The 12,817-nt window shown below is 35.4% G+C and carries 13 protein-coding genes; 7 read left to right on the top strand and 6 right to left on the bottom strand.

Annotation, left to right across the window (positions count from 1 at the left end; translation table 11 throughout):
* Nucleotides 1-16 precede the first annotated feature (16 nt).
* Both PGOND44_RS07785 and PGOND44_RS07790 read right to left on the bottom strand, forming a co-directional pair.
* Complete coding sequence (locus tag PGOND44_RS07785; protein ID WP_003439498.1) at nucleotides 17-754, bottom strand: uroporphyrinogen-III synthase; 738 nt, start codon at nucleotides 752-754, stop codon at nucleotides 17-19.
* Nucleotides 755-784: 30 nt separating this feature from the next.
* Nucleotides 785-1,426: a DUF4271 domain-containing protein gene (locus PGOND44_RS07790; RefSeq protein ID WP_236611975.1), complete on the bottom strand. Its 642-nt coding sequence runs from the start codon at nucleotides 1,424-1,426 to the stop codon at nucleotides 785-787.
* Between the two features lie 104 nt (nucleotides 1,427-1,530).
* Between PGOND44_RS07790 and PGOND44_RS07795 the strand changes: the two genes are divergently transcribed.
* The 3 genes from PGOND44_RS07795 to PGOND44_RS07805 are packed head-to-tail and all read left to right on the top strand — an operon-like array spanning nucleotide 1,531 to nucleotide 4,053.
* Nucleotides 1,531-2,256: a polyprenol monophosphomannose synthase gene (locus PGOND44_RS07795; RefSeq protein WP_003439503.1), complete on the top strand. Its 726-nt coding sequence runs from the start codon at nucleotides 1,531-1,533 to the stop codon at nucleotides 2,254-2,256.
* 3 nt (nucleotides 2,257-2,259) lie between these two features.
* Entirely contained in the window at nucleotides 2,260-3,600 is a 1,341-nt protein-coding gene (locus PGOND44_RS07800) for a dihydroorotase (RefSeq protein WP_003439505.1), read from the top strand.
* Nucleotides 3,601-4,053, top strand: coding sequence for a DUF4296 domain-containing protein (locus tag PGOND44_RS07805; RefSeq protein WP_003439514.1), 453 nt, complete (start codon nucleotides 3,601-3,603; stop codon nucleotides 4,051-4,053).
* On the opposite strand, the gene PGOND44_RS07810 is transcribed toward PGOND44_RS07805, so the two are convergent.
* Nucleotides 4,054-5,124 (bottom strand): SDR family oxidoreductase, encoded by a 1,071-nt coding sequence (locus tag PGOND44_RS07810; RefSeq protein WP_003439517.1) that lies wholly within the window; start codon nucleotides 5,122-5,124, stop codon nucleotides 4,054-4,056.
* Between PGOND44_RS07810 and tyrS the strand changes: the two genes are divergently transcribed.
* From tyrS to PGOND44_RS07825, 3 genes are all read left to right on the top strand, one after another.
* Nucleotides 5,123-6,418, top strand: coding sequence for a tyrosine--tRNA ligase (gene tyrS / locus PGOND44_RS07815; RefSeq protein ID WP_003439520.1), 1,296 nt, complete (start codon nucleotides 5,123-5,125; stop codon nucleotides 6,416-6,418). The two genes, PGOND44_RS07810 and tyrS, sit on opposite strands and share 2 nt — an antisense overlap.
* Nucleotides 6,419-6,859: 441 nt before the next feature.
* Nucleotides 6,860-7,624, top strand: coding sequence for an exodeoxyribonuclease III (locus tag PGOND44_RS07820; RefSeq protein ID WP_003439522.1), 765 nt, complete (start codon nucleotides 6,860-6,862; stop codon nucleotides 7,622-7,624).
* 39 nt (nucleotides 7,625-7,663) lie between these two features.
* Nucleotides 7,664-8,623 (top strand): OmpA/MotB family protein, encoded by a 960-nt coding sequence (locus tag PGOND44_RS07825; protein ID WP_003439525.1) that lies wholly within the window; start codon nucleotides 7,664-7,666, stop codon nucleotides 8,621-8,623.
* A 246-nt stretch (nucleotides 8,624-8,869) separates the two neighbouring features.
* Here the strand turns inward: PGOND44_RS07825 and PGOND44_RS07830 are convergent, their stop codons facing one another.
* From PGOND44_RS07830 to PGOND44_RS07840, 3 genes are read right to left on the bottom strand one after another with little or no spacing between them, the layout of a single operon-like run.
* Nucleotides 8,870-9,538, bottom strand: a complete 669-nt coding sequence (locus PGOND44_RS07830; protein WP_003439527.1) for a response regulator — start codon at nucleotides 9,536-9,538, stop codon at nucleotides 8,870-8,872.
* 5 nt (nucleotides 9,539-9,543) lie between these two features.
* Nucleotides 9,544-11,544: a tetratricopeptide repeat-containing sensor histidine kinase gene (locus PGOND44_RS07835; protein WP_003439529.1), complete on the bottom strand. Its 2,001-nt coding sequence runs from the start codon at nucleotides 11,542-11,544 to the stop codon at nucleotides 9,544-9,546.
* 43 nt (nucleotides 11,545-11,587) lie between these two features.
* Nucleotides 11,588-11,767 carry a hypothetical protein gene (locus PGOND44_RS07840; RefSeq protein WP_003439532.1) on the bottom strand — a complete coding sequence of 60 codons (180 nt, stop codon included), beginning with the start codon at nucleotides 11,765-11,767 and terminating at the stop codon, nucleotides 11,588-11,590.
* Nucleotides 11,768-12,391: 624 nt separating this feature from the next.
* Between PGOND44_RS07840 and PGOND44_RS07845 the strand changes: the two genes are divergently transcribed.
* Complete coding sequence (locus PGOND44_RS07845; RefSeq protein WP_003439534.1) at nucleotides 12,392-12,718, top strand: single-stranded DNA-binding protein; 327 nt, start codon at nucleotides 12,392-12,394, stop codon at nucleotides 12,716-12,718.
* Nucleotides 12,719-12,817 lie beyond the last annotated feature (99 nt).

Below are 12,817 nucleotides of genomic sequence, written 5' to 3' on the forward strand. Positions count from 1 at the left end.
ATGGAAAAAACAAAAATTAGTTCTCTTTTACATAGTTTTCAATTGCCATTGTCATAGATGGAGTTTCTGGAGTAGGAGCTTGTATTTGAACCTTTAAGCCTTTCTCTTCAGCTGCTTTGATAGTTGAATTACCGAAAGCAGCAATACGTGTATCTTTTTGTTCGAAATCTGGGAAGTTTTCGTAAAGTGACTTAATCCCGCTCGGACTAAAGAAAACCACAATATCATAAGACACTTCTCTAAGATGAGACAGATCGCTTACCACCGTTTTATAAAAGATGCCACGCGTCCAGTCTACACCTAGTTTATCGAGCTGTTGTGGCACGATAGACTTAAGCATATCTGAGGAAGGCAATAAGAATTTTTCATCTTTATGCTTCTTAATACTCACTTCAAGTTCTTGAAATGTTCTTTTCCCCACATAAATCTTACGCTTTCTATAGACAACATATTTCTGTAAGTAGAAAGCTACGGCTTCACTCAAACAAAAATACTTGAGGCTATCTGGGATTTTATACCTCATTTCTTCAGCAATTCTAAAAAAATGATCTACCGCATTTCTACTAGTAAGGATAATAGCGGTAAACTTGGTAATGTCAATTTTTTGTTGCCTTACCTCTTTAGAATCTACTGGCTCTACGTGAATAAAAGGGATAAAATCAATTTTTAATTTTAATTTTTCTTCAAGTTCTGAATAAGGAGAGTTGTCTACATTTGGTTTAGGTTGTGAAATAAGGATACTTTTCACTTTCATATAGCTTAGTTTTTTCTTGCGAAATTCAAATTAATCTGTGTTAAACACTTTAAAAAGAATTAAGTAAGGTGCGATTTCAAAAGCGCAAAGGTACAAAATAAAATAAAACCAATAAGCTAAAATATGCTTTTGATAGGAGAGAGCATAACTCAATAGCTTCACGATGTAAAGCACGGTCACAAGGGCAATGACCAAGGTAACAGAAAGTGTATGATCTATATTTTGAAAATAAATAAGCAATCCAAAAGGAAATAGGATAAATAAACTAATCCAACTAAGAATGCCTTGCTTAAAAAAAAGATATTTATTGATGAGTGGATCTATTTCAAATAAGTCCCCTGCCATTTTTTCAATAAAGTATTTACTTAATAGGAAAATCGAAAGCAATAAGAAAATTTGAAGATATGGTGTGATATTAAAGTCACTGCTGTCGGTTACCACATAAAGGAAAAAAGATAATCCCAAGAGACTTGATAAAAAAATAAATACCTCCGGGAGTTCTATTCGCCTTTTTTCAGAGAATTTTTTATTGAAAAAAGACATATCATAAATAGAGTTGACGTAAGAAAAAAAATAGTTGGTCTTGTTCCACTTTATAATCAACATAAATATCAGGATAAGCAGGGTAATTCCCACAATCCAATGGTGATCTTGTGATAGTCTTAAAGTCAAAAACAAGTTTAGAGTTTGAGGCAAATGTAAATTAAAATGAAGTTTTATAGATGAGATTTAGCTTGTAAAATATATATTTGTCGACCAACATTCAATACGACTTGATGTCTCACAAATTAGTCATCATTCCTACATACAACGAAATTGAAAATATTGAAAAAGTCCTCAGAAATATTTTCTCCCAATCTGTCGATTTTGATATTCTCGTTGTAGACGACTCTTCCCCCGACAAAACTTGGGCTTTAGTTCAAGAATTACAAGAAGAGTTTAAGAATAGGTTACATTTAGAAATAAGGAAATCTAAAAGCGGTTTAGGAAAAGCCTATTTACACGGGTTCCGTTGGGCTCTAGAAAGATCTTATGACTATATTTTTGAAATGGATGCCGACTTTTCTCATAATCCAAATGACCTAATTAGGCTATATAATACTTGTGTAAAAGATGATTTCGACATGAGTATTGGGTCTAGGTATATAAAAGGCGTTAATGTGGTCAATTGGCCTATGAAGAGGGTCTTATTGTCTTGGCTAGCTTCAAAATACGTAAAAATTATTACGGGATTACCTATAGAAGATACTACTGCTGGGTTTATTTGTTATCATAGGAAAGTACTGGAGGATATCGATCTTAATAAGATTAAATTTGTAGGTTATGCGTTTCAAATTGAAATGAAATTTAAAGCCTATAAAAAAGGCTTTAAAATAAAAGAAATCCCTGTTATATTTACAGACAGAACCAAAGGCAAGTCGAAAATGAACACAGGCATCATCAAAGAGGCTGTCTTTGGTGTAATGAGCCTGAAATTGAAAAGCCTTTTAGGTAAAATTTGAATTATGAGAGAATATCTAATCAAAAATGCTAAAATCGTCAATGAGGGTAAAACCTTTGAGGGCGACGTACATATCAAAGACGATTGGATAGTAGAGGTCTCTTCGTCGATAAGTGCGAAATCGAGTAATATCAAAATTATTGATGCCGGTGGAAAACATCTTATTCCGGGTGTTATAGACGATCAAGTTCACTTTAGAGAGCCTGGATTAACCCATAAAGAAACCATACTCACAGGATCCAAAGCGGCTATTTCTGGAGGCATCACCTCCTATTTCGAAATGCCCAATACCAATCCGCAGACCACTACCATAGAGAAGCTAGAAGAGAAATTTAGTATCGCTAAAGAAAATTCTTACGCTAACTATTCCTTTATGTTTGGTGGTACTAACGATAACTTGGAGGAGATCAAAAAAATAAACCCTAAAACTACAGCGGCCTTAAAGTTGTTTTTAGGCTCTTCAACTGGTAATATGCTGGTAGATAACGAAAAGGTCCTTGAGCAAATCTTCAAACATTCACCCCTTATCATTGCTACGCATTGTGAAGATGAAGACACTGTAAAAAGAAACCTGGACGCTTATCTAGAAACCTACGGCGAAGACATCCCTATAAAATATCATCCAGCCATTCGAAGCGAAGAAGCCTGCTATTTATCTTCGTCTAAAGCTGTTGCTTTGGCCAAAAAAACAGGCGCGAGATTACATGTCTTTCACCTATCAACCGCCAAAGAATTAAAATTATTTTCCAGTAAGCTTCCGCTTAAAAAGAAAAAGATTACTGCCGAAGTTTGCATTCATCACCTCTGGTTTGACGATACAGATTATGAGAAAAAAGGAACCCTTATTAAATGGAATCCAGCTGTAAAAACAGAAAAAGACAAAGAGCAACTCTTAATAGGGCTAAACAAGAACTTGATAGATGTAGTCGCAACAGACCATGCTCCACACACCAAGGCTGAAAAAAATAATGTCTATACCAAAGCACCAAGCGGAGGCCCGCTTGTGCAACACGCTTTGCCAGCCATGCTAGAGTTTTACCATCGAGGAAAATTGAGCTTGGAAAAAATTGTAGAGAAGATGTGCCATAATCCAGCCATCTTATTTGATGTAGACCAACGCGGTTTTATAAAAGAAGGCTACAAAGCAGATTTAGTCCTCTTAGACTTAAAAGCACCTTGGACAGTTAACTCTAGTAATATGTTTTATAAATGTGGGTGGTCTCCTTTTGAAGGGACAACCTTCAAGTCCAGGGTAACCCATACCTTTGTAAATGGCCACTTGGTCTATGAGAATTTCAAATTTAATGAGGGCAAGTTCGGTCAACGCCTAGAATTTAATAGATAAATGAAATACACTCTATATTTAGTATCCATTTGTATTCTTTCATTACTAGGTTGTCAAAAAATTGATGAGGTCGAAAAACCTGATAAACTTTTGAACAAATCTGAAATGAAAGGCCTTATTTATGACATGGTTCTCCTAGATGCTGCTTATGGAGTTAATGAAAAGAAATTTGAAGATATGAGTTTGGATATGCTGGAGTTTCTCTCCAATAAATATAAAGTGGATAGTACCCAAATCAAATTGAATATTGAGTATTACAACATCAACTTTGATGACAACCTTGAAATTTATGAAGCAGTAAAAGACAGTCTTGAACGATTAGATAAACTCTACGTTGATCGCGCAAAGGAAATGGATAGTTTGAAGAAGCTGAAGAGAATAGAGCAAGATTCTATTGCCAAACTGGACACTTTATCTCCAAAAAAGATACTTAAAATGCAAAGCGAAAACTGATTAAGACCTTTTTGAAATCTTCGAGGCATAGTCAGTAAACGCTTCAAACTCAAAATTTAACTTAGACTTTATTTTTTCTGAAGAGTAAAAGGAATTTTTAAACAAATTCGGAATAGCATCTAAGGTCAATTTTCGCTTATATGAAGTCAAAAAAGACCTTAGGATTTCAAAGCACCAGGCCAAATATAACATCCAGGGTTTTAGAGCTAGTTTTGGAGGTGAGACCTTATATAATCTGGAAAATTCATCGATGACCTTTTCAAATTTTAAATTTTCGGCAACCAATATAAAACGTTCGTTGATAATAGAGCTTTTCATAAGTTGATGCATCGCTTTACACACATCATACACACTCACAAAACCAGTGATTTTTTGAGGATAAAACTTAAGTCCATTTTTAATCTTGAAAAGCAGAAGCCCACTCCCCGACTCATAAAATCCATCTCCCAATATAATACCAGGATTTACAATCACAACGTCGAGACCTTCTTGAGACCCTCTCCATACTTCCATTTCTGCACCATATTTACTTATTTCGTATGTCGAATGTTTCAAATCTTCCGTTAAAACAGTCTCTTCTGTAACAAACTCATCACCCAGGGTTTTTCCTAAAGTTGAGATAGAACTCACGTGACAAAACTTCAAAATAGAAAAATCTATAGCCAAATTCACCATATTAGAGGTGCCTTCAATATTTATTTTTCGCATCCTTTTATACTCAGATGGACTATTGCTAATCAATCCGGCACAATGATACACATGAGTTACATCTAAGAAAGCCTCTTCAAGCCTGGGTATATCTAAAATATCCCCTTGAAACCACTCGACAAATTGATCTACTTCTAGTGGAGTAATACCGTATTTCAAAATAGTAGAAATGGCCTGATCCTGTTTCTCTTTGGTTCTGTATAAAGCCCTAGTTTGTTCTTTATTCAAAATAAGTTGAGCAAGAAGATGTGCTCCAACAAGACCTGTAGCTCCAGAAAGTAAATTCATTTGGTAAATATACAAATTTCGAAAGTTGAAACCTTTTTCATTATAATATCTTTGCCCTAAATCAATACAGACCATGAAAAACGATTTTATAGAAGAAGTAACTTGGAGAGGGATGATCCACGATATTATGCCAGGGACTCAAGACCACCTTAATGAAGCACCAAGAGCGGCTTATGTAGGGATAGATCCAACTGCAGATTCCCTTCATATTGGCCATTTGGTAAGCGTAATGATGCTGAGGCATTTTCAACTCGCAGGACACAAGCCTGTAGCTTTGGTAGGCGGTGCTACTGGTATGATTGGAGATCCTTCTGGAAAGTCTCAAGAACGAAATCTTTTAGATGAAGCTACATTAAGACATAACCAAAATGCCTTAAAAGCACAATTATCTAAATTCTTAGAGTTCAATGCTAAAGAAGATAATTCTGCTATCCTAGTGAATAACTACGATTGGATGAAGGATTTCTCTTTCTTAGATTTTATTAGAGATGTAGGTAAGCATGTTACAGTAAACTATATGATGTCCAAAGATTCTGTAAAAAAACGCTTGTCTTCAGAGTCTAAAGAAGGAATGAGCTTTACAGAATTCACTTATCAGCTTGTTCAAGGTTACGATTTCTTGCACCTCTATAGAACCCAAGAGTGTACCTTGCAAATGGGAGGAAGCGATCAATGGGGTAATATTACAACAGGCACAGAATTGATTCGCCGCATCGACCAAGGTAAAGGCTTTGCATTGACCTGCCCACTGATTACCAAAGCTGATGGCACCAAATTTGGTAAAACAGCAACAGGAAATATTTGGTTAGATCCTGACAAAACATCGCCTTATAAATTTTACCAGTATTGGATCAATACGAGTGATGAGGACGCAGAAAAATTTATAAAGATTTTCACCTTCCTTTCTCAAAACGAGATTTCAGACTTGGTAAATATTCATAAAGAACAGCCACATCTAAGGCAACTACAAAGTAGGCTGGCAGATGAAATCACAGCTTCAGTCCACTCTAAAAAGGCTTTAGACAAAGCAAAAGAAGCTTCTCAAGTCCTATTTGGAAAAAGCACTGAAGAAGACTTAGCCAAGCTGGATGAGGCTACATTTCTGGATGTCTTCGAAGGGGTTCCGCTTAAAGAATTAAGCAAAGAGATTTTAAATACTAAATTTGACATGATTGCTGCACTTTCCGCAGAAACTGAATTTTTAAACTCAAATGGTGAAGCAAGAAGAGCCTTGAAAGAAAATTCTATATCCGTGAATAAGTCAAAAGTAGGATTGGATTATACGCTTACAGAAAAAGATTTGATCAACGGTAAATATGTTTTGATCAATAAAGGCAAAAAGAACACCTATTTGATAAAATTCAACTAATAAGACTTGAACTCTTTTAAAAAGCTTTCTAATGGGAAGCTTTTTTTTATGACTTAAAACAGAAAAGCCTTGAGCGAGTGCTCAAGGCTTTTCTTAACTAACCAATCTATTATGAAAAAACTTCATCCTGATACAAATATAAAACACATATTTATATTGTAAAAACAATCGCAAAATTATCTTCAAATTATTAACAATTAAAAGGCTATAAGCCTAACAATCAAATGTTTGCGTTCTCTTAAATTTATAATAACTTTTAGAAAATCAAAGACCTTTGTGAGAGTTCGCAAAATAAAAGTTCTAAAAAAGATTTAAATTTTAGAGGCAGGCCTCGAGAATAAACTCGGCAGCGGTAAGCTTAAGCGCTCAATGGGAAATTAAAATTTTAAAACCCTCAAACTAAGTTGTAGAGGTTTGTGTATTTTTGAGCAAAAAGAAGGAATGAAAATTATTTCATATAACGTCAATGGCATAAGAGCCGCTCTCAAAAAAGGATTGATAGATTGGTTAAAAGCTGCAGATGCAGATGTGGTGTGTTTTCAGGAAACCAAAGCACAACCAGAACAGATAGATGATAGTATTTTTGAAGATATTGGCTACAGCTATTGCTACTGGTATTCCGCAGAAAAAAAGGGCTACAGCAGCGTTGGTATCCTCTGTAAATCTGAACCAAAGCACATCGAATATGGAACGGGAGTGGACTATATGGATAGAGAAGGGCGAAACTTAAGGGTCGATTTTGAAGACGTCTCCGTAATGAGTCTCTATCTTCCTTCAGGTACCAACGATGCTAGGCTGAACTATAAGTTTACCTACATGGATGATTTTAAAGTTTATATCGAAGATTTAAAAAAAGAAGTCCCTCACCTAGTCATTTGTGGAGACTACAATATTTGCCATAAGGCCATAGATATTCACGACCCCGTAAGATTAAAAACGGTTTCTGGTTTTTTACCAGAAGAGCGTGAGTGGTTATCTAAATTCCTAGAGGAGTCTGGCTTTGTGGATTCCTTCCGAAAATTAAACGAAGATGTTGTACAGTATTCTTGGTGGAGTTATAGGGCCAATGCTCGACAAAATAATAAAGGGTGGAGGCTAGATTATCTCTTGGTAGCTCAAGAAATAGAAGACCGCGTGTCTAGGTCTGTGATTTTACCCGACGCTAAGCATAGCGACCACTGCCCCGTCCTACTCGAATTGAAATAAACTAAGTAAACTCTCGTTTTTAATTAAAATAGCTATACTATGAAAACAATCAAATATGTCTTAATCGGGTTTATGGTATTAAACCTTGTGGGCTGCGTTAGCCAAAAGAAATTCTTAGAGCTAGAAGATGAATTTGGCAGCTTACAAAGAGTCAATACTCAGCTTAACCGAAAGCTGGATGAATGCAATTCTGAAAAAACAGCCTTGGAAGATGAACTCACCTATTCCAAAGATAGAATTGAGGTTTTAAAATCTCAACGCGACGACCTTACTAAAGACTTGCAAGCGAGTAAAAGCACTTTAGAAAAGCTGAACGATTCTTACGATGCTTTAGAACAAAACAGCTCACAAGCCCTTGCCGCAAATTCTAAACAAAATAGAGAACTTCTAGAACAACTAGAGCTAAAGGAAAGTGCTCTCGCCAAAGAACAAAACCGCCTAGAACAACTTCAGAAGGATTTGAAAGCGAGATCCAACCGGATAGAAGAATTACAATCTCTCATTGCAGATAAAGAGCAAAAGATGATATCGCTAAAAGAAAATTTATCCCGAGCATTAACCAATTTTGAAGGACAAGGCTTAAGCGTCGAGCTTCGAGATGGTAAAGTATATGTGTCTATGGAAAACAAACTCCTGTTCGCTTCAGGAAGCTGGAACGTTGGAGGCGAAGGACAAAAAGCCGTAAAGGAACTTGGCAAAGTCCTGGCGGATAATCCTGATATAGCTGTCTTAATAGAAGGCCATACCGATAATGTACCTTACGGAGGAAATGGCCCTTTAACAGATAACTGGGACCTATCGACCAAGCGCGCTACCGAAGTTTTGAAACTGCTGTTGAAAAATGGAAATATCAATCCTCAAAATCTGACTGCAGCGGGTAAGGGTGAGTTTGCACCCCTAGCTCCTAACTCATCGGAAGAGGGGAAAGCTAAAAACCGCCGAATTGAAGTGGTGTTGACGCCAAAACTAGATGAGATTTCGAAATTATTAAGTGAATAAAAAAATATACAAGTTGAACTGAAAAAGGATTCTTATACCAAATTAAATTTATAATGTCGTATACATAAATTGAATTATACTACGACGTAGCTCAGCACAAGTTTTTTGATTGATTGAAGTAAAAAATAATTAGCATAGCCTTAGTTACGGTAATTATTTTTGATAAAAAGCAGGCGAAAAAAGCCTGTGCCGAATTCGTATCGGTAAAACGATTTATTACGACATTATAGGTTTAATTTGGTATTATTACAAGAATCCTTTTTCTTTTGCCTTTTCTACCAATATTTTATCGTTGGTGTTGGGAATATCAAAGAAAAATTTCATCTGCTTCTTTCGCTTTTCAATTGTGCTTAAGGAAAGATCCATGTGATCAGGAATATTTTTGGTAAGAATACCTTTAGAAATTAAATAAAGAATCCTTAGGTCTTCCTCATCGATATTGTGAGAAAACTCAATGGTCTTTTTCATCATTTTTTGGACGGTAGTACTATGGTAAGTTTGCCCCTTGAGTAAACTTTCTATAGCAGCAATTAGGATATCTGGGTTGGTATCCGACTTGACAAGAAATCCATTGGGGTCTATCCGTCGCAGAACATTTAATACCTTATAGTTGTTTTCCAACATGGTACAGATTAAAAGTTTGGCTTGTGGCTGACTTTTCTTGGCGAGTTTGGCCAAGTCCTCTCCAGAGTTATACTTGCCGTCCTTGCTCGCAGGCAGGGAAAGATCTAGACAGATAAGATCATATTTTTTATCTTCGTTTAAAATTTTTTTGGCGGCATCAGTACAATTTAAGGCTGAATCTTTAGAGAATTTTAGTGTGTCATCATGCTCCTTTATGATTTCTAAGGCTTGTTCAAAACCTGCAATTATCATTGGATGATCGTCAACAAGAAGGACATTATACTTAGGCATAAGTTTTATTTCAGGGGAATAAAAATACTAATTTTAGTTCCAGTACCAAGCTTGGAATCAATACTTATTTTACCGTGGACTTCGTCGACTCTAGATTTTATATTCTTTAATCCAATGCCCGGTTTTTTTTGATTATTGAAGCCTTTGCCGTCATCTTTAATGATGAGTTCAATTTCCTTTGCAGATTCATTTAAGCTGAATTTGATAAAGACAAAACTGGCTTCGGCGTGTTTTTGAATATTCATGGTGGCCTCCTGAAGGATGCGGTAAGTATGCATTTTTACTACCGAAGCTATCAAGGACCAGTTCACAGAATCATCTATTGTAAGCTGATGGCTTCTCTCTAGCTGTTGCTTTTGAATGAGATCTTGAATAAGATCTCCAAATTCTTTATGCTCATCAAAATAGGTGTTGGATAATTCGTGAGATAAGCTCCTGATCTGGCGTTCTACATCCATCAAATTATCGGTGAGTTGACCAAACTTTGCATCACCTTTCATCCCCGTTTTATATTTGTAGAACATTAGATTCATCCGGTTGGCATAGAGCTCAGTAAGGATATTATCGTGAAGTTCTCTAGCGATGCGATCCCGTTCTTCTCGTTTACCCTCATCTTTTCTTGCACTCTGAAGAAGAAGAAGTTCGTATATTTTTTCATCCGCCACTTTTTGATCACGTTCAAGCTCAAGAGCTCTGTTTTTGGATCGCTGAACGTAAAATATAAAGACTGAACTTCCTAAGATAATGATGAGAGAGGTAATAAGAAAAATGATGGTACGTTCTTCTTCGAGCATTTCTGCACGTTGCTGGACCTCTTCCGTTTCAAAACGGATACGTTCAAATTTATTACGCACTTTTCTCTCTTCGACTTGAAGACTATCGCTAAGATCGATATAGGAAGTGGTAAAGGAGTAACTAGTATTGGGTTGCAAGTCTGCTAAGAGTTGCCAAGAGGCTAAGAGGTCTCTATTGTTGTTATTGCTTTGTGCTGTGGAATTTGCTGAAAAAGCAAATTCCACAGCTTTTGTGGTGTTTCCTATAAATTGATAGTATTCAGCGATGTGAATCTGACTAATAGAAATACCAGCGAGATGTTTAATATTTTGCCTTATATCTAAAGCCCTTTGCATATCGGGAAGCACATTTTGAGTTTCTCCAGTTTCCAATCTATTAAAGGCCAGATTGTCTAAAGCCATTGCGTAAAGATAAGGATCTCTTTCGTAAAGGTTTTTGGTGGCTAAGGTCTTTCGATAGTTTTTGATAGCAAGCTCAAAGTTTTTTTGCTTTTCGTAAACATTACCTATATTATTAAAGGTCGCTGCTCTGTATAAGTCTTGATCTTCTACTTTACCAAAAGCTTGCAAAGCATTATTATGATAATTTAAAGCAACGTCAAAATTTCTGAGATTATAATTAGTTACACCTAAAAGACTATATGCTCTGTAAAGAAGTTTAAATGATTTTATTTGTTTGGAAACCTCAACAACCTTAATCAGATTCACTTCCGTCCCAGTAAAATCTTTAGCTTGACCTTGAATTAGTGCTAAATTATAGAGCATTTGAGCATAATTCTCTAAATCATTTTTTTGGTTGTAAAGGAATCCGGCTTGATTAAATGCGTAATAAGCAAAATCAGTTTTATTTTCATTTAAATAACTATCACCAAGATTCCAATAAAATTTAGCTAATCGAGTAGTATCTTTATATTTGATAGCTTTTTCTCTAGCCAAATTATTTATTTCATAAAATAGTTTTGAATTAGAATTTAAAGCTCGAAAATCGAGCGCAACTAGATATTTAATTTGTAAGCTATCATTTTTTATTTGTTGAACAAACTGAAATGTCTTATTTAAGCTTGCTTCTTTATTACTATTATTATCAAACTTACTTAAATAAGTCAAAATAGAATCCCTTAATTGAGGATCAACATCAGAGCTTTTACTTGAAGGGGATTGACAACCATATATAAAAATTAATACGACAAGATAAACAATCGACTGCTTCATTAAAACTCTTCTAAAATCTTGTCTAAACTACTAAAATTAAAATTTATAAATCATCTGGATCTTCGTGGGTGTTTTCTGCTCTATAAACTCTATTTTCTCCACCATTTCCAAAAATCTCTTCTGGAGTTTCTCCTTCGTATTGATCGTCGCTAAACGCTTCTGGTGAACATCCTGCAAAGAAAAATAAGCATACCATTGTGAAAATTCCGATAATCTTTTTCATAACTCTAAGTTTTAAAATTAATGTTTGTGTTTTTGTTTCTACAAATGTAAGTGACATAAAAACATTTGAATTACGGTTTGACCGTACACTTGTTACGGTTAAACCGTAATTTCCAATTATATCTCTCGGAGGCCTTGTTATTGCTGGGATGCAAATATGTTAAATTTTTTATATTTATACATTTTGGGTTATTTTTTCTATTTTTAAGCCTTAAATCTTAGTTTTTCAATGAAAAATAAGGTCTAAGAACTCAACATACTAACAGATTTTAAAAGCCTTAAAGCGTTTGTAAACGGCTACAACCGTTTGTAAACGCAAGTAAAAGGAAGTACTGGATAACTGTCAATTAAAAGCAACTCGTGCTCTCATCTTTGCCCTGTCGATAGGAAACACCATCGATTTGGTTTAGAGAGACTAAGCCATTTTAAAAAACCATTTAATTTTATAGTTATGAGTACTTTAAAAAATTCAGTACAGTTAATGGGCCACAATACCAATTCTGTTTTAAAATGATCCATAAAGAAACTGATGATTTTTTTCTTTTAACGATACATAAAATTAAGGCATAGCATTGGCTATGGCTTCATTTTATGTGGAAGTAAAAAGGATAAAAGGGCAGTTTATTTGGTTTATTTTGATGTAGAATTGGTATCAAGCCAAGATCCAGAAGTTGTCAACCTTGACTCTGGGAAGAAACTCGTTAAATTCTCCATCGCTACCAACGAGTATTATCACGACACTAGCGGCGAGAAAGTCACTAACACCTACTGGCATAATATCATCGCCTGGGGCAAGACCGCTAGCTTTATAGAAACCTATGTCAAAAAAGGACAAGAGGTTCTATTAAAAGGGAAACTCGCTCCCCGCTCCTACGAAACCAAAGACGGTGAAAAACGCTACATCACAGAAATCAATTGTTCTGAGATTGTGACGACCTCACAGAAGGTGTAGAATTATTGGTGGTTTGATAAAGAATATTTATAAAAATCGCTTAAGCTCTGCTTTATTCCTTACCACAACATAGCCCACGGTTTAAACCGTGGGCTATGT

The sequence above is a fragment of the Psychroflexus gondwanensis ACAM 44 genome, assembly GCF_000355905.1.
Classification (GTDB): Bacteria; Bacteroidota; Bacteroidia; order Flavobacteriales; family Flavobacteriaceae; genus Psychroflexus; species Psychroflexus gondwanensis.

Bases quoted from the DNA above. Each gene is read 5' to 3' on its own strand.
- PGOND44_RS07820 (WP_003439522.1), top strand. From the start codon at position 6,860: ATGAAAATTATTTCATATAACGTCAATGGCATAAGAGCCGCTCTCAAA.
- PGOND44_RS07840 (WP_003439532.1), bottom strand. From the start codon at position 11,767: ATGAAAAAGATTATCGGAATTTTCACAATGGTATGCTTATTTTTCTTT.
- PGOND44_RS07825 (WP_003439525.1), top strand. From the start codon at position 7,664: ATGAAAACAATCAAATATGTCTTAATCGGGTTTATGGTATTAAACCTT.
- PGOND44_RS07795 (WP_003439503.1), top strand. From the start codon at position 1,531: ATGTCTCACAAATTAGTCATCATTCCTACATACAACGAAATTGAAAAT.
- PGOND44_RS07835 (WP_003439529.1), bottom strand. From the start codon at position 11,544: ATGAAGCAGTCGATTGTTTATCTTGTCGTATTAATTTTTATATATGGT.
- PGOND44_RS07830 (WP_003439527.1), bottom strand. From the start codon at position 9,538: ATGCCTAAGTATAATGTCCTTCTTGTTGACGATCATCCAATGATAATT.
- PGOND44_RS07800 (WP_003439505.1), top strand. From the start codon at position 2,260: ATGAGAGAATATCTAATCAAAAATGCTAAAATCGTCAATGAGGGTAAA.
- PGOND44_RS07785 (WP_003439498.1), bottom strand. From the start codon at position 754: ATGAAAGTGAAAAGTATCCTTATTTCACAACCTAAACCAAATGTAGAC.
- tyrS (WP_003439520.1), top strand. From the start codon at position 5,123: ATGAAAAACGATTTTATAGAAGAAGTAACTTGGAGAGGGATGATCCAC.
- PGOND44_RS07810 (WP_003439517.1), bottom strand. From the start codon at position 5,124: ATGGTCTGTATTGATTTAGGGCAAAGATATTATAATGAAAAAGGTTTC.
- PGOND44_RS07805 (WP_003439514.1), top strand. From the start codon at position 3,601: ATGAAATACACTCTATATTTAGTATCCATTTGTATTCTTTCATTACTA.